Consider the following 21,519-nt stretch of genomic DNA (forward strand, 5'->3'; position numbering starts at 1 on the left):
CGTGGAAGTATCGGAAGCGTACACCAGCAAAACCTGTACCAAGTGCGGGCACATCCACACCAAGTTGGGTGGCGCAAAGGTGTTTAGATGCCCAAAGTGCAACCATAGGCTACCACGAGATTGGCAAGGCGCTCTGGGTGTTATGCTCAGGGCTTTGCGGGATACCGCCTTTCTGTTTGGACTCCGTCCGAGTAGCGCGGTCGCGTCAGCGTCGCGTAGTGACAACGGAAACGGACAGAATGCTATCGCTTCACCGCTGAGCAGTAATGCTCAGCAGTGTTCAGCGTAAATGTATCAGCTGCTCCTGAGGGATCCCCTTAGACAGGGGGCCGCTTCCCGTCTGTCAGTTGAGGATGATGCGCAAGCCACTGCCGGAGGGCTGCACCGGCTCGGAGTTGGGCAGAATCCGCAGGCCGCTGCCGGAAGGCTGGATCACAGGGTTGTCAGTATTGACGAAGAAGGTGTTGGAGCGGCCATCCCGCTCGTAGACCACCACGTCGTTGGGGTTGAACTGGGAGCGGCAGATGATGGGAGAGTTGTCGGCAGCGGTGGCGGCGCTGCAGCGGTAGCCAGGGGCAGAGACCACTTGGCCCTCTGCATCGAGGGAAAAAGGAACTCCCCCAGGCGGGATCGGAGCCAAGAGCGGCTGGTCGGGGTTGAGGATGACCGAGCCACCGGTGCTGGGTTCGACCAGGATCCCGCGCCCGTCGATGACGATCCGCTGGGCTTGTGCAGGGACGACCGCCCCCAAGAGCAGAGCCAGGCTGAGGCTGAGTTGGAGGGGAATAGACAGCTTCATCGGATATCTCCTTTGGCCCAGGGCCATCCCACTTTTTGGGATCCATCGGCCATCCCCGATGGGATCCTGACTTGATCTTGGCCCAGGCAGAGGGAGCACCCCAGGGCGGAAGCCGTCACCTCGGTTGCCAGGATGGGCACTTTGGCCTCGGCTCGACTACCCCAGCCCCAAGCGGCCCAGCGCCAGCCCCACCACCAGCATGCCCAACACCAGAAAAGGCTGAGCGCTGGCCTGGTATTTGACGTCGTTGTTGAGGGGATCCCGCAGCAGGTACATGTCTTGGAAGGTGATCTGCGGGATAATCAGCAGCACCAAAATTGCGGCGTAGAGCTTTAGGCCAGCTCCCAGCAAAAACGAGGCCATGCCGAACTGAAACAGGTCGATCATCAGCGCCGCGATCCAGGCCGCCCCCATCGCCCCAAACATCACCGGCAAGGAGGCGAGGCCAAATTGTCTATCCCCCTCCATGCTTTTGAAATCGTTGACCACGGCGATCCCCAGGCCGGCCAAGCTGTAGATCAGGGTCAGAATGCAGATTGTCCAGTTCAGCTCGCCAAAGAGGGCATGTCCCGTCCACCAGGGCAGGGCGATGTAGCTGGCCCCCAGGGCGTAGTTCCCCAGCCAGCCGTTGCGCTTTAGTTTCAGGGGCGGCGCCGAGTAGATGTAGGCAATTAGGGCTCCCGCCAGGGCAATGCAGGTGATCACCGGAAAGTCGTGGCCGGTGTACCAATCCAGGGCATAGGCCAACGCCAGCCCCAGGATCAGCAGCACCCAGATTTGGATGACCACCCGCCGCAGGGAGATGGCCCCGGAAGGGATGGGGCGATAGGGCTCGTTGATGGCGTCGATGTCGCGGTCGTAGTATTCGTTCAGGGTCTGGGTGTAGCCCGTCATCAAGGGGCCGGCCAGGATCATGCCCACCAAGATGAGGGCCACGTTTTCCCAAGTCCAGGTGAAGTGGCCGGAGGAGGCCGCTCCCGGAATCAGGCCCCACACCAGCGGGATCCAGGTCACGGGCTTCATCAGTTGCAGGTGGACTTGCCAAACGGAGCGAGACTCCACCTCTGCCCCTTTCATGCCCAAGAGTTGGCGGACACGCCGGGCGGCGGATCCCTTGTCGGCTTCAGGAGCCGGGGCGGTTTCTGCGCCAGGACCCACAGCAGGGGCCATTTCGTCTGCCGTCGGCGCCCAAGATGGCTCTTGAGAGGTGCTTTCGCTCATGGTGGGGTGCGCAATCAAACTTCAACAACGGGGATACCCACCCCCATTCTGAGGCATCTTCCCACATTCCTCAAAACTTTCCTCTACACAATCTGCGCTGCCACGAATAGGGAGTGGTGCTGGGCCGGGATCCGCTCTTTCTCGGCTGCCGGGATCACCAGGGGGGGCTGTCGGGTATAGTTGACGGGATCCCGGAACCAAGGTCGGCTGTAAGTGTTGTAGAGGAGGGGCCGGGGAGCAGCAGAACGATTGGCCCGGCCCAGGTGAATCAAGCGGTAGTCGAACAGCAGGCAGGATCCCTTGGCCAGCGGCGGATCGACAAAGGGCATCTGCCGGGCCAGCTCGGTGTAGTGGGCCTCGAAAACAGCGTGGCTGCCAGGCCAGAGGCGGGTCATGCCGTTCTCTTCGTTGACCTCCACCAGCGGGATAAGCAAATTCAGGGCATAGCAGGGGACGATGGCATCTAGAATTGCGTCGCCGAAGAGGTGGGAGAGATCCCGGTGAACCTGTTGGTCGGCGGATCCCGGCAGAGAAACTACCACCCCCAGCCCGCTCAGGATCAGGCTTGATCCCAAGATTCGCTGCAAGATAGGCAGGATTAAGGGATGGGCATAGAGCAGGGGATCGTTAAAGGGCCCCTCCAGGCGCACCGTCACCATCACTCGTCGATTGCCCACCAACAGGGCGTCGGGGTGGTTTTCGTGGGTGCAGTAGCGGCTGTAGGTGGTCAGAAAGCTACTGTGTAGCTTGTCGATGAGCGCCGTGGGGAAGATCTCCGGCAGCACCAGGTAGCCCTCGGTGGAAAACAGGTGAAACGCCTGCTCTACGGTCTCTGGATCCGGCTGCCGGCGCTCCCGCTCGGCATGGCTAAAGTGCACCTGGGCTAACACGAGCCTTTACTCCTTCTGCAAGCTGGCCACTGCCATGAGCATGCCCCGCGCTTTGTTCAGGCATTCTTGGTACTCCCGCTCCGGATCCGAGTCGGCCACGATGCCCGCCCCGGCTTGGATGCTCACCTGGTCCCCCTGAACCAGCAGGGTGCGGATGGTGATGGCGGTGTTCAGTTGGCCGGCAAAGTCGTAGTAGCCATAGGCGCCGGCGTAGGGGCCGCGGCGACACCCTTCCAGCTCGTGGATAATCTGCATGGCGCGGATCTTGGGAGCGCCAGTAACCGTGCCGGCAGGAAAGGTGGCCCGCAGCAGATCCCAGGCGCTGTAGCGGGGATCCAACTGCCCCACCACATTGCTGACGATGTGCATCACGTGGCTGTAGCGCTCGATCTGCATCAGGTCGTCCACCTGCACGGATCCCAGGCGGCAGACCCGCCCCAGGTCGTTGCGGGCCAAGTCCACCAGCATCACATGCTCTGCCCGCTCCTTGGGATCCGCCAACAGCTCCTGCTCCAACTGGCGGTCTTGGGCGGGGGTGGCGCCGCGGGGGCGGGTGCCGGCGATGGGACGCACGGTGGCGATGCGCTCTTCCCCTATCCGAGTGAGCTTGACCATCACTTCTGGGCTGGAGCCGACAAGGCAGAGATCGCCAAACTGGAAAAACGCCATGTAGGGGGAGGGGTTAATCAGCCGCAGGGAGCGGTAGAGCCGGAAAGGATCTCCAGCAAAAGGGGTGGTGAAGCGCTGCGAGAGCACCACCTGAAAGATCTCGCCAGCCCGGATGTAGGCTTTGGCCTGCTCCACCGCCTGGCAGTAGGCGGCGCGGCTGAGGGTGCTGGGGGGAATGGCATCGGGCAGTTGCGGCTTCCAGTCGAGGCTGAGGTGGGCAAGAGAAAGGGGGGCGCTGAGCTGTTGCACCAACTGTTCCACCCGCCGGCAGGCTTGGGCGTAGGCCTGCTCCGCCGGCTGCTGGCGTGTGTCGGCAAAGGCCACCACCCAGATCTTGCGCTTGACCTGGTCGAAGATCAGGATGCTGTCCACCTGCATGAGGATAGCGTCGGGGGGATCCCCCGGCTGCAGGGGGTGAATGGGCACCTTGGGCTCGATCCAGCGAATCAGCTCATAGCCCCAGTAGCCAAAGAGCCCGCCGATGCTGCTGGGCAACTCCGGCAGGTGCACCGGCTCATAGGGCTGCAGGCAGCGGGCCAAAACGGCAAAGGGATCCCCTTGGTGCTGCTCTCGATGCCCATCGCGGTGGATCTGCAAGGCCTGATCCCCGCGCACCTGCAAAACCCACAAAGGGTCGCAGCCGAGGAAGCTGTAGCGGGCCACCTGTTCCCCTCCCTCCACCGATTCCAGCAGAAAGTTGTAGGGCCGCCCGGCACAGACCCGGTACCAGGCAGAGACAGGCGTTTCCAAGTCCGCCACCCATTCTTGGTAGACCGGGATGAAATTGCCCTGTTGGCTGAGGGCGAGGAACTCCTTCAGAGAAGGGGAGATCATGGCCTGCACCTTCGCTTGCCCCTCTGACTTTACCTTAAGGGGGGAGCTGATACATTTACGCTGAACACTGCTGAACATCACTGTTCAACTATGCAGCGATAGCATTCTGCTTGTTTCCATTCGCGTTAGCGGGACGGAGTCCAAACAGAATGGCGGTATCCCGCAAAGCTTTGAGTAGAATACCCAAAGCGCAGTTTCCGTGTCGTCTTACTACCAATTTTCTGCTTTGCTTTGGCTACCATGTTGGCAGACTCGAAAGTAAACAGAAAGATCAACTGGTAGTAATCCGTACTGAACATATTATACATTATTTTCAGTATAGTTGAGCTTATTATTGACTAGAGTCATGCTCCAACAGCACCGCCACCGATTAAGCTGAGGGGGGCCTTTCTCTAAGCAACCTTGCCATGCACACCCCATCGCAGATCCTTCGCGAGCGCCTGCGCTTTCAAGGCCACAAGTACACCTTTGTCAGCCAGCGCTTGCGCTTTCCCAACGGCACCGAAGGGGAGCGGGAGTACCTCCTCCACCCCGGCGGCGTGGTGGCCGTGCCGGTCACTGCCGAAGGCAAGTTCGTCTGCATTCGCCAATATCGCTTTGCCGTCGCCGCCTACCTCTACGAGTTTCCCGCCGGTACCGTCGAGCCAGGGGAACATCCTGATGAAACCATTCGCCGCGAGCTGGAAGAAGAAACCGGCCTGCGCGCCCACCGCTGGGATCCCCTCGGCCAATTTTATCTGTGCCCCGGCTATTCCAGCGAGATCATGTACGCCTACCTGGCGCGGGATCTGGAAGTGCTGGATGCTCCACCGGCCAAGGATGAAGATGAAGACATTGCGGTGGTGGAGCTTTCGCCTGCCGAACTGACAGAAATGGCCCGTTTTGGCCTGGATTTCGACAGCAAATCCATCACCTGCTTTTGGCGGGCCCAGTTGTTTTTGGCAGCGGAAAATGCGGCCTTTGCGAGCAGGAACAAGCCCTAGGCATGGCCATCCTGCGCCTTGCCCAGCCCCCCTCTCCCCCTGGGAGAAGGGAGCGGGGGATCCCTGCCGCCAACAGGCTTAACCTCTACAGCAAAGTGGCGGCATAGTGGGCAGCCCCTATCAAGCCCACCTGGGCGTTCACCACCACCTGCACTGACAGTTGCTCCAGCAGAGTGCGCATCCGTCCCTTATCCAAAAAGGAGGGCAAAAACTCTCCCTCCCGCAACAGGCGCAGGAGCTTGGGCGCGATCCCGCCGGCGATGAACAGGCCCCCACGGGGCAGCAGGTGCAGGGCAAAATTGCCGACAGCGGCCCCATACAAGCTGGTAAACAGCCGCAAACACTCCACCGCCAAGGGATCCCGTCCCTCCAGGGCGGCATTGGCAATTTGGGCGGCTGGGTCGACGGGGCTGGCTCCCCTTTCCCAGGCGGCAATTTGGGCCAGCAACTGCTCCTCTCCCTGGCCCCAGCGGCTATCCCGCAGAAATTGATAGATGGCCACGATCCCCTGCCCCGAGACCACCCGCTCGGTGGAGACGCGCCCATGTCGTTGTTGCAGATACCGCAGCAGCTCCCATTCCAAAGGGGTCCGTGGAGAAAAATCCACATGCCCCCCCTCGCTGGCATGAACCTGGTAGCCGCCTTCTCCCCAGGTGAGGTAGGCCTGCCCCAGCCCTGTGCCCGCCCCGATGACGCCGATGGGCGCCTGGGGCTGCCGCTCTCCTGTCTGCAGCGTTTCCAGATCCTGATCTCGCAGGGCCAGCACCCCATAGCCTACGGCGCTGAAGTCGTTGATCAACGCTAGGCGGGGGATCCCCAGCTCCGCCGCCAACTGGCTTGAGTGCAGGCTCCAGGGCAGGTTGGTGATTTTGGCCCTCTGTCCCCCGGCTCCTGGACTGCTTTTTTCTTCCACTACGGGGCCGGCCACAGCAAAGCAGGCGGCAACCGGTTGGGGATCTCGCCCCAGCTCCTGCCGTGCCTGGGCCAGAAACTCCAGCACCACCGGGGTGAGGTTGGGATAGCTCTGGCTGGCGTAGCGGCAGTGGTAGAGGCTGTGATCGGGATCTTGGGCATTGAAGAGGCTGAGGCTGGTCTTGGTGCCCCCGATATCTCCCGCCAACAGCAACTCCATAGTGTTTTCCGGGCAGCGCGTTATTCTCACCCTGACATTTTCGGCAGTACCCTGGCAACGCCGGCCCCTCTCGGCCGGGGCGGGAAAGGGCAGGGAAGATGCTATGTTAACTGATGTAAAAGTTTCTAAGATTGCGTTTTGTTTCCTACCTCTTGTTCGCCGCCTCTCCAAGAAGAGCCTTCCCTGGCCTCCCAGGGCCCAGTCGGACGGGAGATTCCCCGTTCTTCTCTGCGAAGGCGGTTTCCCTCTCACCACGCCATCGGGGGAGCGGCGGCTGTGCTGGTGTGCCTACCCGTTTTTGTGGCAGCGCCCCTGGTGCGCTATAGCCCTTGGCTGAGCTTGGCGATGACTCTAGGCTGGCTGGGCCTTAGCTGGCGGCTCTACTCGCGGCCCCGCACCCGCATCTGGGGGGATCTGCTCTACGGCTTCACGCTGACTTGGCTGGCAGGATCCTTCTACTGGGGCTGGCTGCGCTGGGAGCCCCTCTGGCACATGCCGGTGGAAGCTCTGGGGATCCCGATGGTCTGGTGGGGGGCACGGCAACGCTTTGCCCGCATCGGCACCTGGTTCTATCTCGGCTCCTTGTGGGGCACAGCGGTTACAGATCTTTACATTTACTCGGTGGGGCTGTTGCCGGAGTGGCGGCAGGCGATGCGGTTTGACCGGCTGGATCAGGCAACCGTCCCGTTTATGGCTGCGCTCGACAAAATGGCCGCCCCTTGGGGGGTAGCTTGGGGCATCGGCTTAAGCCTTCTGCTCCTTGGGGTTGGCCTGTGGGTCATTCAGGGATCCCGTCGCTTGCACCACTGGGCCTTTGCCGGAGCAGTGCTGAATACCCTGTTGGTGGATGGGCTCTTTCTGTGGGGGGCGGCCTTGCTTCGCTGAGCCAACCACCTCTGCGGTGCTGACCCAGAAAATGGCGGCGCAAGGGACAACATTGAGGCCTGCAGAGGAGCCTGCCTACCGTTGTTTGGAGTTTCTACGTAGCGCTTTGTTGTGGCCAGGTAGCCGCGAAGGATCTCTTCCTCCCCAGGGAAGGTAGCTGACTTCTCCGGTGGGAGCAGTCCTCCAGCCTAGGAAAGAGTTCTCTGGCTTACCCCTGGGCGAAAGCCAGCTATAGGGGCGGGGAGAGCGTCAAGGTCAGTCGGGTGTCGGTACGCCTGTTCGGCAGGAGGCAGCTCCGGCAGCGGTGCCGGCTGGGGGAAAAAGTCGATGACCTCCCAGCTCTTGGCATCGGGAGAGGGATGGGCCAGTAGCCACCGTTCGGGCAGGGTTTTGGGCTGCGCTCCCCCAGGGGAAGGGGAACTTTGCGCCTTCTGGTGGGCCAGGGTGAGCTGGAAGGGATCCCCCTTGCGGCGGTAGGGGCGGCGGGATCCCGGTGGCTTGACAATTACGGTATAGGTGCCGCTGAGGTGGTGGCCTTCCAGTTTCTCTCCTGAGGCCAACAGCAGGGGTTCACGGCTATCCTGACGAATTTGGACATCCTGCACTTCCAAACGGCCTGCTAAGCGGTCGCTGCCCACCAGCGAGGCAACCGGCTCAGCCGGGTGGGAGATCTGGTAGGCCAGAGCCTGCTGCACAACCGACTTGGGAGGTCGGGGGCCACAGCCCCCCAGTAACCCCAACAGCCCAATGGCCAGGAGGCTCATCAGGCAACGCAGGCTATTGCGCAGGGCCTGCCCCCTATGGCGCCGGCTTCTCTCCGGTTTTGCCATGGCCTCCTCCCTAAGCAATCTCTGTTGGCATCGTGGCCAAGCCCCTCAGACGACTGCCACGGTGGGGTGCTGCTTCAAGTACTCGGTATTGACTCCCGACTCGCGGGTGAGAGCTACCAGGCCGGTGCGGGCAATCTCCCGAATGCCGAAGCTGGTTAACATCTTGATGATGGCCACCATTTTGCCCGGATCCCCTGTCACTTCCAAAGTTAAAGACTCTTCCGCCACATCCACAATCCGGGCACGGAACATCTGCGCCACGTCCATGATGGCCGAGCGAGTTTCGATGCTGGCGTTGACCTTGACGAGCATCAGCTCCCGTTCTACACAGGGGACATGGGTAATGTCGGTTACTTTCAGCACGTCGATCAGCTTGTAGAGCTGCTTGGTCATCTGCTCCACATCGTGCTCATCCCCCTGCACCACCATGGTGATGCGGGAGATGCCAGGCCGCTCGGTGGGGCCAACGGTGAGGCTGTCGATGTTGAAGCCCCGGCGGGCAAACATGCCGGCGATGCGGGTTAAGACCCCGGGCTGATCCTGCACAAGAGCGCTGAGGGTGTGTTTCACGGCAGCCACAGAAGGAGGTGGGAAAAATCCAACTGCAGATCAGGGGAATTGAGATGGCGATAAGCAAATTTTACGCCAGTTTCGCGGCAATGTTCTGAGGGGATCCCTTCGACCTCGCTAGCCAAAGGCTCCGGGATCTCCGTCCAAATCCTGGAGCTGCCGCAAAGATCGATGCGCCTGTTCCTGCAAAACTAGGTTGTGGTGTTGGCGGCTGACCTGCAAAGCGGCTTGCCAACTGGAAATAGCCGTTGCCCTATCTCCCATATTTCCGTAAGCCAGCCCCCGACCGTACAAGCCGTACTCGTCGGTGGGATCCCCGAGGTTGCCGTCGGCTTCCAAGCGAAAGGCCTGGTCGTAATCGTCGAGGGCAGCTTTGATCTCCCCCAGCTCGTAGAGAAGATTGCCCCTGATGTAGAGAACGTGGGGTTGGCAGGGTTCTGCCTCGAGGCTGCGGCTGAGGTCGGCAATGGCCTCGTCATAGCAATCGGCCCAAGCATAGGCAACGCCCCGCCCATAGTGGTGGGCCGGACAGGGATCCCAGCGGATGGCCTGGGACCAATCGGCCACAGCCGCCTCCCATTCTCCCAGGTAGCCGTACACCGTAGCGCGGCAGGCATAGGCAGGCGCCGAGGTGGGATCCCGACAAATGGCCTCGTCCAGGTGAGCTAGAGCTGAAGGCAGGGATCCCTGTTGCCTGAGCAGGTTGGCCAAGCGGAGGTGGTGGGGGGCGCTGGGATGCCGGCGTACTACCTCGGCAAGCTCGGCTATTGCCCCCTGCAAATCCCCCTGCAACTGAAGAAGGAGGCCGCGGTAGAGATAGGACTCTGGCCGGCGCGGGGCCAACCGGGTGGCTTGGTCGAAGTCCGCCAGCGCCTGGGGAAGTTGGCCGAGTTCGAGGTAAACCTGGCCGCGCAGAAGGTGGGCGTTGGTCAGACAGGGATCCTGCTGCAGCGCCAGGTTGAGCTGCTCGACAGCCCCTATCAGATCCCGGTTCAGCCACCGTTCGCGACCCCGGTTGTAAGCCAAGATGGCGGGGCGGGTGAAGGCTGAAATGGCTGCCGCACTGGCCAGACCCATCACTGCCGAGAGGCGATCCTGCCGCCAACTGGCCAAGCCCCCCAACAGCAGGGCAGCCGCGAGCAACAGGCGCAAACCGGCCGAGTCGTGGGCTTTGAGCATGGCATCAACCCGGAGCTGGTTTCTCTGATTCTGCCTGATTGGGCAGCGAGAAACACCCATCCGCACGAATTTGGGGAGTCTCTCTTGTTCAGGCTGGATCCGCATAGGAAGGGGATCCCTGCTGTTCCCCTTCCTTCTCCCTTTTGGGTGGAACGGACATTCTAGGCCCAGAGCATCAGCCGCAGCTCATAGGGATCGTGCATGTCAGGATGAAAGGGCAGCAGGCGGATGGCCAGCCCCTGCAAGCCGCTGGCCTCGTAGCGAATCTGGCCGGAGAAGATGGCCCGATCCTCCACCGTCTCCACGTAGCGCAGGGGGGTTGCTTGGCCGTTCCGGATCTGGCCGTTGTCGTCCACCGGCCCCTGGTAGGCCTGGACGATGACATCCTGGGGTTGCAGGGATCCCAGCCGCACCTCAACGGTCACCGTGAGGGGATCGCGGGCCATCACCACTTGGTCGTTTTGCGCCGAGGGGAGGCCGGCGGCGGAAGCTTTCTTGGGGGGTTCGACCTGGACATTGACAACCCGAATGTTGTACCAGTTCTCCTGCAGATGGCTGCGCCAGCGGGTAAACTGGCGAGCCGACTCGAAGTTATCGCGGCGCATGCGGTCGAAGTAGTTGCTGAGGGGAATGTAGGCCCGCTCGGCATACTCCAGTACCATGCGCTGGGTGCTAAAGCGGGGGCAGTTGAGCTGAATGGCCTGCTTCATGCGCCGAATCCAGGCGTGGGGCAGGCCATCGCTACCGCGCTGGTAAAACAGAGGGGCAACCTCCTGTTCCAGCAGGTCGTAGAGGGCGTTGGACTCCACCTCGTCTTGGTAGGCGCGATCCTCGTATTCCTCGCCGCGGCCAATGGGCCAGCCAGTCTGGTAGTAATCTGCCTCATCCCACCAGCCGTCCAAGATGCTCAGGTGCAGTCCGCCGTTAGCCGCTGCCTTCATGCCGCTAGTACCGCTGGCCTCGCGGGGGCGCAGGGGGGTGTTCAGCCACACGTCCACCCCGGCCACCATTAAGCTAGCGATGTACATGTCATAGTCTTCGATAAACACCAGCCGCTGGCGGAACTCTGGCTGGCGCGACACTTGCACAATTTGCCGGATCAGCTCCTTGCCGGGGTTGTCGCGAGGGTGGGCCTTGCCGGCAAAGATAAACTGCATCGGGTAGCGGGGATGGTTGAGCAAGGCTTTGAGCCGTTCCAGGTTGTGAAACAAGAGGGTGGCCCGCTTGTAGGTGGCAAAGCGGCGGGCAAAGCCAATGGTGAGCACTTCCGGGTTGAGGGCTTCAGAGGCCCACTGAATTTCCACCGCTGAGGCCGCCCGCTTTTGCAGTTGCTCCACCAGGCGCTCGCGAACGAAGTTGATCAGGCGCGAGCGGCTGCGCTCGTGGGCCCGCCACAGCTCCCCATCCGGGATCCGATCCACTTTCTGCCACAGGGGATCCGAGGGGGGAGCCTCCGCCCAATCCGGCCCCAGGTAGCGGTCGTAGAGAGCTTGGTTTTCCTCCCCCACCCAGGTGCGGACATGCACGCCATTGGTGATGGAGGTAATCGGCACCTCCTCTTGCGGGATCCCAGGCCAGAGGGGGCCAAACATCTTGCGGGCGACCGCCCCATGGAGCTTGCTGACGCCGTTAACAAACGAGGCCATGTTGATGGCCAGCACCGCCATGCTGAAAGGGGACTGGAAGTCGCCTGGATTTTCTCGACCCAGGGCCAAAAAGTGCTCCCGACTTAGGCCCATCTGGCGGTAGTAGGAGCCCAGGTAGTAGTCGATTTTGTCGGGCGGGAACAGGTCGATCCCGGCAGGTACCGGCGTGTGGGTGGTAAACATCTGGCTGGACTTGGCCACCTGCCAGGCTTCTTCAAAGCTCAACCCCTGCTCCACCATCAACAGGCGGATGCGCTCCACCGCCAAAAAAGCCGAGTGCCCCTCGTTCATGTGGTAGACGGTGGGATGGATGCCGAGGGCGCGCAAAGCCCGCACGCCGCCGATCCCCAACATGATCTCCTGGTGGATGCGCACATCCTGGTCGCCGCCGTACAGCTCATCGGTGATGTCCTGGTCGTACTGGCTGTTGGGCTCGATGTTGGTGTCCAGCAGGTAGAGGGGCACCCGCCCCACCATCGCCTTCCAAATGCGGGCAAACACCTTGCGTTTGGGGTAGTCCACCTCGATGCGAATCTCGCGGCCCTCCGCATCTCTTTGCAGCTCCAGGGGCATATTGAAAAAATCGTTAACGGGATAGCGCTCCTGCTGCCAGCCGTCGGGGTTGAGGTACTGGCGAAAATACCCCTTCTGGTAGAGCAGGCCCACCCCCACCAGCGGCAGGCCCAGGTCGCTGGCCGCCTTGAGGTGATCCCCGGCCAAGACCCCCAGGCCTCCTGAGTAGAGGGGCAAACAATCTGCCAGACCAAACTCGGCTGAAAAATAGGCGTAGCACTCCCCTTCCACCGCTTGGGCCGAGCGATACTTGCGATACCAGGTGTCTTCCTGCAGGTAGCTCTGGAGCTGTTGGCTGGCCCGCTCCAGGTGGGCCAAAAAACCAGGATCCTCCGCCAGCTCGTCCAGCCGCTCCTGCCGAATCTGCCCCAACAAAGCCACCGGATTGTGGCCACAGGCATCCCACAGATCTGGATCCATGCGCCGAAACAGGCTGCGGGTTTCCACGTTCCAACTAAAATGCAGGTTATAGGCCAACAAGCGCAGACTTTCCAGAGCAGCCGGCAGGTAGGGAGTGACCTTGAACGTGCGTAACGGCTTCATAAGTATCCGGGACGAGCGTGAGTTGCCACTGTCAGGCTACCCCGGCCTTCACCGGGTCGCACGGCTTTTTATAGCTTTTTCCGACTTCGGGGAGGCGCGCCAATAGGCGCAAGAGACCTCTGCAGGGGATCGGGGAAAGCCGATGGGGAATCCAACAGTTGCGACAATTCAAGCCGGGCTTTGTCGAGGATGGATCTGACTGCGCCCTTGGCCGATACCATTGCTGCCATTGCCACGGCAGTGGTGCCCGAACAGGGCAGCATTGGCATTGTACGCCTCTCCGGTTCGCGGGCTTTGGCCATTGCCCAGGCTATCTTTACTCCCGCCCGCCGCAACGCAGTCTGGGAAAGCCATCGCCTCCTCTACGGCTGGATCCACGACGAGAAGGGCCGGCGGTTGGACGAGGCCCTGGCCGTCTGGATGCAGGCTCCCCGCTCCTACACCCGCGAGGACGTAGTGGAGCTGCACTGCCACGGCGGCATCATGGTGGTTCAGGCCACGCTGCAGCAGTGCCTGCGCCAGGGGGCACGGCTGGCGCAGCCGGGGGAGTTCAGCCTGCGCGCTTTCTTGAACGGCCGCATCGACCTCACCCAGGCCGAAAGCGTGGCCGATCTGGTGGCGGCCCGCTCCCCGCAGGCGGCCCAAATGGCCCTGGCGGGGCTGCAGGGCAAGTTGGGGCAGTCCATCCGCGCCCTGCGCCAGGAGCTGCTGGGTTTATTGGCCGAGATCGAAGCCCGCCTCGACTTTGAAGAGGATCTGCCCCCCCTGGACGTCCCCGCTTGGCAGGCCCGGCTGCAAGCCATCCAGGCCCAGATGCAGGCCCTGCTGGCCACCGCCGAGCGGGGGCAATTGCTGCGCACCGGGGTCAAGGTGGCCATCGTCGGGCGGCCCAATGTGGGCAAGTCCAGCCTGCTCAACGCCTGGTCAGGCCAGGATCGCGCCATCGTCACCGACCTGCCCGGCACCACCCGCGACGTGGTGGAATCCCAGTTGGTGGTCAGAGGGATGCCTGTCCAGCTTTTGGATACCGCCGGCATTCGCGCCACCGACGATCCGGTGGAACGGCTAGGGGTGGAGCGCTCCCAACGGCTGGCCCAGACCGCCGATGTGCTGGTGCTGGTCATCGACGCCCAGGCCGGCTGGACGGAGGCTGATGCGGCTATCTATGCCTCCATCCGCCACCGCCCCCTCATCCTGGTGATCAACAAAACCGACCTCGCCCCCGCCGACAAGATCCGCCTCCCGCCCGAGATCGCCTACCGCGTCCCCGCCGTCGCCGCCCAAGGCCAAGGGATCCCGGAGCTGGAAGAGGCCTTGGAGCAGCTTGTGACTCAGGGGCGGCCCCAGCCCAACCTGGAGGTGAGCCTCAACCAACGCCAGGCCGCCGCCCTCCGCCAGGCCCAAGCCAGCCTGGAACAAGTCGTTCAGGCTATGCAGGCGCAGCTCCCCCTCGATTTTTGGACCATCGACCTGCGCGGCGCCCTGCACGCCCTTGGCCAAATCACCGGCGAGGAGATCTCCGAAGCGGTGCTGGATCAGATCTTCAGCCGCTTCTGCATCGGCAAGTAAGCGCTTGCTAACTCATACTCATTCCGAGTTTGTGTTAGTATGGACTCAGTCGGGAATCAGCAGGCCCCAGAGCCGAGGCGGATCCCAGATAATGGAAACACAACTTAGGAGGTTGGCTATGGTTACCGCCGCAAAAACCCGTCTCTACCCCACCCAGATCGACTTGCCGGCGGAGGCCCGCGCGCAACTGGTGGAGCTGCTCAACCAGTCCTTGGCGGACACGCTGGATTTGAAAACTCAGGTGAAGCAGGCCCACTGGAACGTCAAAGGCATGAACTTCATCGCCCTGCACGAGATGTTCGACACCTTTGCCGGCACTCTGGAGAACTACGTGGACATGCTGGCGGAGCGGGTTACAGCTTTGGGGGGCATTGCCCGCGGCACGGCCCGCATCGTCGCCCAAACCTCAGCCTTGCCGGAGTACGACCTGACGGCTGAAGACGGCCGGGCTCACCTGCAGGCTTTGGCGGCCCGCTACGGCCAGTATGCCGCTTCGGTGCGCCGCAACATCGACCGCAGTACCGAACTGGGGGACGCCGATACCGCCGACCTGTTTACCGAGATCTCGCGCCAGATCGACAAAGATCTTTGGTTGATCGAGGCTCACCTGCAGGCGTAACGCTGGCAAGGCAAATCTGAAGAGGCAAGCGGGATAGGCAAAATGGGCGTCAACGCTCCCCTCCTGTACCTGGTGGCTTTGGCCGGTATCCTCAGCGTGGTGGGCTACTTCGTCCTGCGCGAGGTGCTGCGGATACGGGCCCAGGAAAGAGTCATCCGGCAGCTCCAGCCCCGCCTGAGCAAAGGCAAGGGATCCCCGCAGGAGCACTACGAGTTGGGCAGCGTCTATCTGCAAAAGCGCCTCTACGACCAGGCTATCGTCCAGCTTAAAAAAGCTCTAGAGGTGGCTGGGGAGAACATTCCCCCCGTCTGCAACGCCCTCGGCTTTGCCTACTTCAGCCAGGGGCAATACGACTTGGCCATCCGCTACTACAAAGACGCGGTGGCAGCGGATCCCGGCTATGTAACCGCTTGGAACAATCTGGCCCATGCCTACGAGAAGAAAAATCTCTACGGCCCTGGCCTCGAGGCCTACGAGACGGTGCTGCAACTGGATCCGAAGAATGCCATTGCCAAGCGCCGCGCCGAGTCCCTGCGCAAACGTTTGCGGCCCAGCCCCCGCGGCTGACCGTGTTTTATCTGGGTAGATGTCTGCGCAGATATGTATAAATACTTATGGCAGCTCGCCTATCGATTGGCGGTAGCTGCTCAATCCCGACTATTGGAGTTGCTTCTTTTCCCCTCACAAGAAAGGTGAAATCTTGAGAGGGAATGGAGGATTCGGTATCGTATTGCCTGGGCTGGTATTATGTCTTAAAAAACGAGAGGCCATTTCATGGATGCACAATCGGTGGCACCTGTGGTTCTGGTAATCCTGGATGGCTGGGGTTATCGCGAAGCCCCTGAGGGCAATGCGGTGCTGGCCGCCCGAACCCCTGTCGTGGACAGCCTATGGGCTACCTACCCCCATACCCTGCTGCAAGCTTCGGGGCGAGCCGTGGGCCTGCCGTCAGGGCAAATGGGCAACTCAGAAGTGGGCCACCTGACCCTGGGGGCGGGGCGGGTGGTGCCGCAGGAGTTGGTGCGTATCAGCGACGCCATCGAGACGGGATCCCTTTTTCACGAGCCCCTCTTGGTGGAGGTTTGTCATCGGCTCAAGGAGCAGGGGGGCCGTTTTCATTTCATTGGCCTCTGCTCTGAGGGGGGGGTTCACTCCCACATCGACCATCTCTACGGCTTGCTGAAGCTGGCAGCCCAGGCGGGGATCCCTGCCTATGTCCACGCCATCACCGATGGCCGCGATACCTTGCCCCGCGATGGAGCCAGGGTTCTGGCCGCTCTGGAAAAAGAGCTGCAATGGCTGGGCAGCGGCGTCATCGCCACCCTGAGCGGCCGCTACTACGCCATGGATCGGGATCGCCGTTGGGAGCGCACCCAGAAGGCCTACGAGATCCTGACGGAAGACGGCCCTGGCTGTGGCCGCAGCGCCGCCGAGGTGATGGAAGACTTTTACGCCCAGGATATTACCGACGAGTTTATTCCCCCCACTCGCTTGGCTCCGGGGGCGGTGCAGTCGGGAGATGCGGTCATCTTCTTCAATTTCCGCCCGGATCGCGCCCGCCAGCTTACCCAAGCTTTTGTCTGTCCCGACTTTTCCGGTTTTCAGCGCCGTCTGATTCCGGATCTCACCTTCATCACCATGACCCAGTACGATCCGACCTTGCCGGTGCAGGTGCTTTTTAAGCCGCAGAACCTGGATCACCTGCTGGGCCAAGTGGTGAGCGAGGCCGGCCTCAAGCAATTGCGCATTGCCGAGACGGAAAAGTACGCCCACGTCACCTACTTTTTTAACGGCGGCATTGAGCAGCCCTTCCCTGGGGAAGATCGCATCTTGGTGCAAAGCCCGCTGGTGGCCACCTACGACCAAATGCCGGAGATGTCAGCGGTGGAGGTGACCGACAAAGCCATCGAAGCTATCGCCCGCCGCGAATACAGCCTGGTGGTGCTCAACTACGCCAACCCCGACATGGTGGGCCACACCGGCAACTTCAAGGCCACGGTGCGGGCGCTGGAGACGGTGGATCGCTGCCTGGGCCGTCTGCTGGCGGCGGTGGTGGACGTGGGGGGAACCACCTTAATCGTGGCGGATCACGGCAATGCGGAGCTGATGTGGGACGAGCAGGGCAACCCTTGGACGGCCCACACCAACAACCCCGTGCCCTGCATCCTGGTGGAGGGGGAAAGGCGCAAGATCCCTGGTCGCGGTGGCGATGTCAAGCTGCGCTCTGGCGGCACCCTGGCCGATGTCGGCCCCACCCTGCTCGAGATCCTAGGCCTGCCTCAGCCCCCCGAGATGACAGGGCAATCTCTTCTGCAGCCGGCAGAATACACCATCCTGCAGCGCCAGCCCAGTCCAGTGGGGCGCTGAGACCGGGAATTGCTCACTCGGCCACGGGGATCCCTTCTTGGATCAGCCAAGCCCTCAACTCCTCCCAGGTTCGGTAGAGGGCCAAAACCTGCGAGCGCTCAGGGTGATAAGGAGCGCTCAGGCGCTCCAGTTGCAAAAAGCGAGCCTGGGGAGGGATCACCGCCACTTCTGGATCGGGGGGCGTAGCCCGCTGCAGGGAGCAGCTATAGCCACGGTAGATCAACACCAAATCAGCTTCCCCCTCGCTTTCCACCTCTACCCGCAGCACCTCCTGGGGGTGGGCCTGGCTGTAGCGCTCTAGAGCCAGCGGCCAGGGCAGAGCACTCATGCCAGCTCCCCCCTGTCTGCGCCAGGCCGCAGCCGCCAGACAAAGTAGACGCTGTAGAGCAGGTAGGCCACCAAGCCCCAGGCCCCCACGCTCCCCAGCAGCTCCGGCGGCACATTGGGATGGAAAATTTCTCGAAACCCCAGCGGCGGCTCAAACCAAGCTCGACACTCTGCCGATAGGGAAGCCCGGAAGGCACAGGGCACAAAGGCCCCCGAAAAGAGGATCCCAATCCCCATGTAGCCAGTCAAGATCCAGCGCCAGAGCAAAAAAGCTCGCGCCGCCCCGCTTCTCGACTGCTCAAGGGCAGTGCTCCAATCCTGCCAGAACCACAGACCCATTGGGATCAACAGCCGCGCCATCGCCCCGCTCAAGAAACTGATGGGCAGACCGCCGATCATCAAATACACCGTCACCGCCAATAGGCTGGATACCCGCCAGTAGACGATCAAGAGCTGAATCAGAGGACGCAACCCCACCGCAAAGGCCCAAATTAGGAGAGCCAACGGCAGCACCACCGTCAGCGCTACAGCCAAGCTGTAGTCCACCCAGATCGCCTTGACCAGCCAACTCACTGGGATCATCCTCGCCCTTTCTTCTCACTGCCCCATAGTATATAGAGCAACAGAATCGGCGGGATCCACCTCAAAACAACAGGAGGTAACAGAAGATTGCAGCTTCTCAGCCACCCCAGGCAAAACTTTACATCCGCGGTCTTTCAGAAAGTTTTCCATTTTTGCCGTTGCCGATCCACGAAGGTGGTAAATTCTTAGAGGAACATCTCCGTCTGTCGAAGGGCTAGTCGTCTTTCGAGGCGATAGTTGCAAGGTTCCATCCCGCCCTGGCCTCGCCCAACTCGTTAAGTATTGTTACTTAGTCGTGTTATTTTGGGTTAAGGCCAGATCCTCAGAGGTGGTGACCTCATTCCCATGGCACGTTCTTCCCGACTCCTCTCCCACAGTCCTGCCCGTTGGAAGGCGACCCCGTGGAAGCCTAAGCCTTTGCCGCCCCTGGAGGAGGCGGCGCCTCCGCCACAGCAGGAGGCGGGTCTGGGCTGCCAGAGTGCGTTGCAGCCGTCGCTTGCCCCGGGCAAAGCGGATTTGCGGGAGAAGGCGACAACGGCTGGCAGGAGCTATGAAGCACTGCAGCTATGGTTGGTGCTGGTCACCTTGGGGGTGAGCCTGGCCATTGCGGTGGGGGTGGCTTTGGTTTACTCGCCGGCGGTGGCTGCCAATTATTTGCTGGGGGCAATCGTCGGCGTAGTCTATCTGCGCATGCTGGGCCGCGGCGTCGCGGAACTGGGCAAAAGTCGCAGCCGACTGGGGGTAACGCGTTTGGCTTTGTTTGTCGGGCTAATCGTCCTGGCCACCCAGGTGAAGTCTTTGCAGATTTTGCCCATTTTCTTGGGGTTCATGACCTACAAGGTCACCCTGCTGATTTATCTTGTTCAGACCTTGACCCGTTTATCTTCTTCTGCGTGATGCTCATGAACCTGTTCTTCTCCGCTCCTCCTCTGGTAGCAGAACTTGAGGTTGGTCATCACCTTTACTGGCACCTGGGCAAATTTACGGTTCACGGGCAAGTTTTGATTGCCAGTTGGATTGCCATCGCCCTGATCTTGACCGTGGTGCTGTTGGGGACTCGTCAACTGCAGCGGGAGCCCGCTGGTCTGCAAAACTTTATCGAGTACACCCTGGAGTTTGTCCAAAGCATTGCCCGTGCCCAGATTGGTGAGAAAAACTTCCGGCCCTGGGTGCCCTACGTTGGCACCTTGTTCCTGTTTATTTTTGTCTCCAACTGGATGGGCAATCTCTTCCCCTGGAAGTTGATTCCCCTGCCGGAAGGAGAGCTGGCCTCTCCCACCAACGACATCAACACCACCGCCGGCTTGGCGCTGCTCACCAGCGTCATGTATTTCGTGGCCGGTATCAGCAAGCGAGGGCTGTCTTACTTTAAGAAGTACATCGAGCCCACGCCAGTTCTGTTGCCCATCAACGTCCTGGAAGACTTCACCAAGCCCCTCTCCCTGAGTTTCCGTCTGTTCGGCAACATCTTGGCAGAAGAGCTGGTGATTGCGGTGTTGGTGTTGCTGGTGCCGTTGTTGATCCCGGTGCCGGTGATGATCCTATTTCTGTTTACGGGGGCCATTCAGGCTTTGATCTTCTCCACCCTCTCGGCCGCTTACATTGGAGAGGCGCTGGAAGGTCATGGGGGTGGGGATCACCACGATTGACCTGCGGAGGGAAGGTGGGGACTTCTACTCAGTTCAACGCCCCCTCTCCTTCAAAGGTCGTCGCAAGGGATCCCTTCTCTGGTAAGGTTTGTTGGGGCCGAGGGCTTGAGCCTGGAGGCCGCCGACAAAGAGGCGATCGGCTCGACTACTCCGGTCAGATCACCTCAAGCTCAAGACGCTGTTGCGTTCGTGTCAACATCTGTTTTGTAACGACAAGGAGCATCTTGCTATGGATCCGTTAACCTCTGCTGCTTCTGTGTTGTCTGCCGCTCTGGCAATTGGCCTGGGATCCCTGGGCCCGGGTCTGGGCCAGGGGAATGCTGCTGCCGCTGCCATGGAGGGGCTGGCCCGTCAGCCGGAAGCAGAAGACAAAATCCGCGGCAACCTGTTGGTTAGCCTGGCCTTCATGGAAGCCCTGACCATCTATGGCCTGGTGGTGGCGCTGGTGCTCTTGTTCGCCAACCCCTTCGCCTGATGTCTCTGGGGGCGGCCCGGATCAATAGCTCTGTTGCGCCGGTTCGCCCCCTGCCTTGTTCGATGTTGGATCCCGTTTCTGTTGGTGCGGCCCCATGATCTGTTCAACCCTGTTGGCCGTTGAAGCTGCCGAGAAAAATGGCCTCTTCGATCTCGACGCCACCTTGCCCATCATTGCCGTCCAATTTCTGTTGCTGGTGGCCGTGCTCAACTCCCTCTTCTACGAGCCGGTTACTCGGGTTATCGACAGCCGCAACGACTACATCCGCACCACCCAGGCGGAGGCCCAGGAGCGGCTGGACAAGGCGATGGCCCTGACCCGCCAGTACGAGGCTGAGATCGGCCAGGCCCGCCTCCAGGCGCAGCAGGTGATCGCCGAGGCGGAAGCGGCTGCGGCCCGTATCCGTTCGGAGAAGCTGGCGGCGGCCCAGGCGGAGATCCAAGCTAAGCTGGAGGCGGCGCGGCGGCAAATCGAGCAGGAAAAGCAGACGGCGCTCGAACAACTGCAGCAGCAAGTGGATGCCATTGCCGCCCAGATCACCGAGAAGCTGTTGGGCAGCGCCCGTTAAGTGGCCAGTTGAACATTCCTTTGGAGTAGCGCGTGATGCTGGTGTGGAGCCTTGTGCCCGCTTGGCTTTTGGCCGTTGCCGAGCCGGTGACGGAAGCCACTGAGGGTTCTGCAGAAAAGGGGATCCTGGATGCGATTCTGGAAAGCAACTTAATCAACATCGCCATCATCCTCAGCCTGCTGTACATTTTGGGCCGCCGGGTGGTGGGGGAAGCTCTGGCCAAACGGCGAGAAGGCATCCTCGAGGAGCTGCGCCAGGCGGAGCAGCGCAAGCAGGAGGCGATCGAGAGGCTGGCGGAGGAGCAGCAAAAGCTGGCGCAGGCTCAGCAGGAGGCGGAGCGCATTCGCAAACAGGCGGAGGCCAATGCGGAAGCCCGCCGGCAGGAGCTGTTGCAGCAGGCGGAGCGGGAGATCGAGCGGCTGCGCGCCAACGCCGAAAGGGATCTCTCTGCCGAACAAGAGCAAATTCTCCAGGAGCTGCGCCGCCAGATCGTGCGCCAAGCCCTGAGCAAGGTGGAGCAGGAGCTGCCGCAACACCTCAACGAGCAGGTGCACCAGCGCCTGATTGAACGGGGGATCCAGATGATTGCCCGCTAGGAGGAAAGGGGAA

Annotated in this window: 23 protein-coding genes; 12 read left to right on the plus strand and 11 right to left on the minus strand. The window is 61.4% G+C overall.

Features of this window, described 5'->3' with window-relative positions; translation table 11 throughout:
* Positions 1-289, plus strand: a 289-nt coding sequence (locus tag SYN63AY4M2_RS10810) for a zinc ribbon domain-containing protein (protein ID WP_143597111.1), incomplete at its 5' end; no start/stop codon positions are given.
* Positions 290-343: 54 nt separating this feature from the next.
* On the opposite strand, the gene SYN63AY4M2_RS10815 is transcribed toward SYN63AY4M2_RS10810, so the two are convergent.
* From SYN63AY4M2_RS10815 to trpE, 4 genes are all read right to left on the minus strand, one after another.
* Entirely contained in the window at positions 344-799 is a 456-nt protein-coding gene (locus SYN63AY4M2_RS10815) for a hypothetical protein (RefSeq protein WP_011430954.1), read from the minus strand.
* 156 nt (positions 800-955) lie between these two features.
* Positions 956-2,020, minus strand: a complete 1,065-nt coding sequence (gene chlG / locus SYN63AY4M2_RS10820; protein WP_071813560.1) for a chlorophyll synthase ChlG — start codon at positions 2,018-2,020, stop codon at positions 956-958.
* An 83-nt stretch (positions 2,021-2,103) separates the two neighbouring features.
* The gene (locus SYN63AY4M2_RS10825; protein WP_099812963.1) at positions 2,104-2,910 is read right to left on the minus strand and encodes a phytanoyl-CoA dioxygenase family protein; all 807 of its coding nucleotides are present in this window, start codon (positions 2,908-2,910) and stop codon (positions 2,104-2,106) included.
* Between the two features lie 6 nt (positions 2,911-2,916).
* The gene (gene trpE, locus SYN63AY4M2_RS10830; RefSeq protein ID WP_011430950.1) at positions 2,917-4,413 is read right to left on the minus strand and encodes an anthranilate synthase component I; all 1,497 of its coding nucleotides are present in this window, start codon (positions 4,411-4,413) and stop codon (positions 2,917-2,919) included.
* A 407-nt stretch (positions 4,414-4,820) separates the two neighbouring features.
* Between trpE and SYN63AY4M2_RS10840 the strand changes: the two genes are divergently transcribed.
* A complete protein-coding gene (locus tag SYN63AY4M2_RS10840) occupies positions 4,821-5,396 on the plus strand; it encodes an NUDIX hydrolase (RefSeq protein WP_011430949.1) in 576 nt (191 codons plus the stop codon).
* An 85-nt stretch (positions 5,397-5,481) separates the two neighbouring features.
* On the opposite strand, the gene SYN63AY4M2_RS10845 is transcribed toward SYN63AY4M2_RS10840, so the two are convergent.
* Entirely contained in the window at positions 5,482-6,528 is a 1,047-nt protein-coding gene (locus SYN63AY4M2_RS10845) for a glucokinase (protein WP_011430947.1), read from the minus strand.
* Positions 6,529-6,666: 138 nt separating this feature from the next.
* On the opposite strand from SYN63AY4M2_RS10845, the gene SYN63AY4M2_RS10850 reads away from it, so the two are divergent.
* Entirely contained in the window at positions 6,667-7,413 is a 747-nt protein-coding gene (locus SYN63AY4M2_RS10850; protein ID WP_099812964.1) for a DUF3120 domain-containing protein, read from the plus strand.
* A gap of 188 nt (positions 7,414-7,601) precedes the next feature.
* Here SYN63AY4M2_RS10850 and SYN63AY4M2_RS10855 read toward each other — a convergent pair whose 3' ends face one another.
* The 4 genes from SYN63AY4M2_RS10855 to glgP form a co-directional block, all read right to left on the minus strand.
* Complete coding sequence (locus tag SYN63AY4M2_RS10855; RefSeq protein WP_011430945.1) at positions 7,602-8,243, minus strand: hypothetical protein; 642 nt, start codon at positions 8,241-8,243, stop codon at positions 7,602-7,604.
* Between the two features lie 45 nt (positions 8,244-8,288).
* Positions 8,289-8,813 (minus strand): acetolactate synthase small subunit, encoded by a 525-nt coding sequence (gene ilvN, locus SYN63AY4M2_RS10860; protein ID WP_011430944.1) that lies wholly within the window; start codon positions 8,811-8,813, stop codon positions 8,289-8,291.
* A 117-nt stretch (positions 8,814-8,930) separates the two neighbouring features.
* Complete coding sequence (locus tag SYN63AY4M2_RS10865) at positions 8,931-9,992, minus strand: tetratricopeptide repeat protein (protein WP_011430942.1); 1,062 nt, start codon at positions 9,990-9,992, stop codon at positions 8,931-8,933.
* A 161-nt stretch (positions 9,993-10,153) separates the two neighbouring features.
* Positions 10,154-12,754, minus strand: a complete 2,601-nt coding sequence (gene glgP / locus SYN63AY4M2_RS10870; RefSeq protein WP_099812968.1) for an alpha-glucan family phosphorylase — start codon at positions 12,752-12,754, stop codon at positions 10,154-10,156.
* 189 nt (positions 12,755-12,943) lie between these two features.
* On the opposite strand from glgP, the gene mnmE reads away from it, so the two are divergent.
* The 4 genes from mnmE to gpmI all read left to right on the plus strand — a co-directional run bounded on the left by mnmE (position 12,944) and on the right by gpmI (position 17,309).
* Positions 12,944-14,323, plus strand: a complete 1,380-nt coding sequence (gene mnmE, locus SYN63AY4M2_RS10875; RefSeq protein ID WP_099887375.1) for a tRNA uridine-5-carboxymethylaminomethyl(34) synthesis GTPase MnmE — start codon at positions 12,944-12,946, stop codon at positions 14,321-14,323.
* A 118-nt stretch (positions 14,324-14,441) separates the two neighbouring features.
* The gene (gene dps / locus SYN63AY4M2_RS10880) at positions 14,442-14,942 is read left to right on the plus strand and encodes a DNA starvation/stationary phase protection protein Dps (RefSeq protein WP_011430939.1); all 501 of its coding nucleotides are present in this window, start codon (positions 14,442-14,444) and stop codon (positions 14,940-14,942) included.
* A 42-nt stretch (positions 14,943-14,984) separates the two neighbouring features.
* Complete coding sequence (locus tag SYN63AY4M2_RS10885; RefSeq protein WP_011430938.1) at positions 14,985-15,509, plus strand: tetratricopeptide repeat protein; 525 nt, start codon at positions 14,985-14,987, stop codon at positions 15,507-15,509.
* Positions 15,510-15,716: 207 nt separating this feature from the next.
* Positions 15,717-17,309, plus strand: coding sequence for a 2,3-bisphosphoglycerate-independent phosphoglycerate mutase (gene gpmI / locus SYN63AY4M2_RS10890; protein ID WP_099883736.1), 1,593 nt, complete (start codon positions 15,717-15,719; stop codon positions 17,307-17,309).
* Positions 17,310-17,322: 13 nt separating this feature from the next.
* Here gpmI and SYN63AY4M2_RS10895 read toward each other — a convergent pair whose 3' ends face one another.
* Together SYN63AY4M2_RS10895 and SYN63AY4M2_RS10900 are read right to left on the minus strand one after the other, a co-directional pair.
* Positions 17,323-17,637 (minus strand): hypothetical protein, encoded by a 315-nt coding sequence (locus SYN63AY4M2_RS10895; RefSeq protein WP_099812972.1) that lies wholly within the window; start codon positions 17,635-17,637, stop codon positions 17,323-17,325.
* Positions 17,634-18,218 carry a DUF3177 family protein gene (locus SYN63AY4M2_RS10900; protein ID WP_099812974.1) on the minus strand — a complete coding sequence of 195 codons (585 nt, stop codon included), beginning with the start codon at positions 18,216-18,218 and terminating at the stop codon, positions 17,634-17,636. Before SYN63AY4M2_RS10900 ends, SYN63AY4M2_RS10895 begins: the two co-directional genes overlap by 4 nt.
* 345 nt (positions 18,219-18,563) lie before the next feature.
* On the opposite strand from SYN63AY4M2_RS10900, the gene SYN63AY4M2_RS10905 reads away from it, so the two are divergent.
* The 5 genes from SYN63AY4M2_RS10905 (at position 18,564) to SYN63AY4M2_RS10925 (ending at position 21,506) form a co-directional block, all read left to right on the plus strand.
* Complete coding sequence (locus SYN63AY4M2_RS10905; protein WP_228375272.1) at positions 18,564-19,115, plus strand: ATP synthase subunit I; 552 nt, start codon at positions 18,564-18,566, stop codon at positions 19,113-19,115.
* Positions 19,116-19,120: 5 nt separating this feature from the next.
* Positions 19,121-19,867, plus strand: coding sequence for a F0F1 ATP synthase subunit A (gene atpB / locus SYN63AY4M2_RS10910; RefSeq protein WP_011430933.1), 747 nt, complete (start codon positions 19,121-19,123; stop codon positions 19,865-19,867).
* A 229-nt stretch (positions 19,868-20,096) separates the two neighbouring features.
* Entirely contained in the window at positions 20,097-20,342 is a 246-nt protein-coding gene (gene atpE, locus SYN63AY4M2_RS10915) for an ATP synthase F0 subunit C (protein WP_011430931.1), read from the plus strand.
* A gap of 94 nt (positions 20,343-20,436) precedes the next feature.
* Positions 20,437-20,910, plus strand: a complete 474-nt coding sequence (locus SYN63AY4M2_RS10920; RefSeq protein WP_011430930.1) for a F0F1 ATP synthase subunit B' — start codon at positions 20,437-20,439, stop codon at positions 20,908-20,910.
* Between the two features lie 35 nt (positions 20,911-20,945).
* Positions 20,946-21,506, plus strand: a complete 561-nt coding sequence (locus SYN63AY4M2_RS10925) for a F0F1 ATP synthase subunit B (RefSeq protein WP_049749774.1) — start codon at positions 20,946-20,948, stop codon at positions 21,504-21,506.
* Positions 21,507-21,519 lie beyond the last annotated feature (13 nt).

Source organism: Synechococcus sp. 63AY4M2 (genome assembly GCF_002760475.1).
Classification (GTDB): domain Bacteria; phylum Cyanobacteriota; class Cyanobacteriia; order Thermostichales; family Thermostichaceae; genus Thermostichus.

What these genes read in the sequence shown, in the direction of transcription:
- SYN63AY4M2_RS10815 (WP_011430954.1), bottom strand. Translation starts at nt 799, where the DNA reads ATGAAGCTGTCTATTCCCCTCCAACTCAGCCTCAGCCTGGCTCTGCTC.
- chlG (WP_071813560.1), bottom strand. Translation starts at nt 2,020, where the DNA reads ATGAGCGAAAGCACCTCTCAAGAGCCATCTTGGGCGCCGACGGCAGAC.
- trpE (WP_011430950.1), bottom strand. Translation starts at nt 4,413, where the DNA reads ATGATCTCCCCTTCTCTGAAGGAGTTCCTCGCCCTCAGCCAACAGGGC.
- SYN63AY4M2_RS10840 (WP_011430949.1), top strand. Translation starts at nt 4,821, where the DNA reads ATGCACACCCCATCGCAGATCCTTCGCGAGCGCCTGCGCTTTCAAGGC.
- SYN63AY4M2_RS10845 (WP_011430947.1), bottom strand. Translation starts at nt 6,528, where the DNA reads ATGGAGTTGCTGTTGGCGGGAGATATCGGGGGCACCAAGACCAGCCTC.
- SYN63AY4M2_RS10855 (WP_011430945.1), bottom strand. Translation starts at nt 8,243, where the DNA reads ATGGCAAAACCGGAGAGAAGCCGGCGCCATAGGGGGCAGGCCCTGCGC.
- SYN63AY4M2_RS10865 (WP_011430942.1), bottom strand. Translation starts at nt 9,992, where the DNA reads ATGCTCAAAGCCCACGACTCGGCCGGTTTGCGCCTGTTGCTCGCGGCT.
- glgP (WP_099812968.1), bottom strand. Translation starts at nt 12,754, where the DNA reads ATGAAGCCGTTACGCACGTTCAAGGTCACTCCCTACCTGCCGGCTGCT.
- mnmE (WP_099887375.1), top strand. Translation starts at nt 12,944, where the DNA reads ATGGATCTGACTGCGCCCTTGGCCGATACCATTGCTGCCATTGCCACG.
- dps (WP_011430939.1), top strand. Translation starts at nt 14,442, where the DNA reads ATGGTTACCGCCGCAAAAACCCGTCTCTACCCCACCCAGATCGACTTG.
- SYN63AY4M2_RS10885 (WP_011430938.1), top strand. Translation starts at nt 14,985, where the DNA reads ATGGGCGTCAACGCTCCCCTCCTGTACCTGGTGGCTTTGGCCGGTATC.
- gpmI (WP_099883736.1), top strand. Translation starts at nt 15,717, where the DNA reads ATGGATGCACAATCGGTGGCACCTGTGGTTCTGGTAATCCTGGATGGC.
- SYN63AY4M2_RS10895 (WP_099812972.1), bottom strand. Translation starts at nt 17,637, where the DNA reads ATGAGTGCTCTGCCCTGGCCGCTGGCTCTAGAGCGCTACAGCCAGGCC.
- SYN63AY4M2_RS10900 (WP_099812974.1), bottom strand. Translation starts at nt 18,218, where the DNA reads ATGATCCCAGTGAGTTGGCTGGTCAAGGCGATCTGGGTGGACTACAGC.
- SYN63AY4M2_RS10905 (WP_228375272.1), top strand. Translation starts at nt 18,564, where the DNA reads ATGGCACGTTCTTCCCGACTCCTCTCCCACAGTCCTGCCCGTTGGAAG.
- atpB (WP_011430933.1), top strand. Translation starts at nt 19,121, where the DNA reads ATGAACCTGTTCTTCTCCGCTCCTCCTCTGGTAGCAGAACTTGAGGTT.
- atpE (WP_011430931.1), top strand. Translation starts at nt 20,097, where the DNA reads ATGGATCCGTTAACCTCTGCTGCTTCTGTGTTGTCTGCCGCTCTGGCA.
- SYN63AY4M2_RS10920 (WP_011430930.1), top strand. Translation starts at nt 20,437, where the DNA reads ATGATCTGTTCAACCCTGTTGGCCGTTGAAGCTGCCGAGAAAAATGGC.
- SYN63AY4M2_RS10925 (WP_049749774.1), top strand. Translation starts at nt 20,946, where the DNA reads ATGCTGGTGTGGAGCCTTGTGCCCGCTTGGCTTTTGGCCGTTGCCGAG.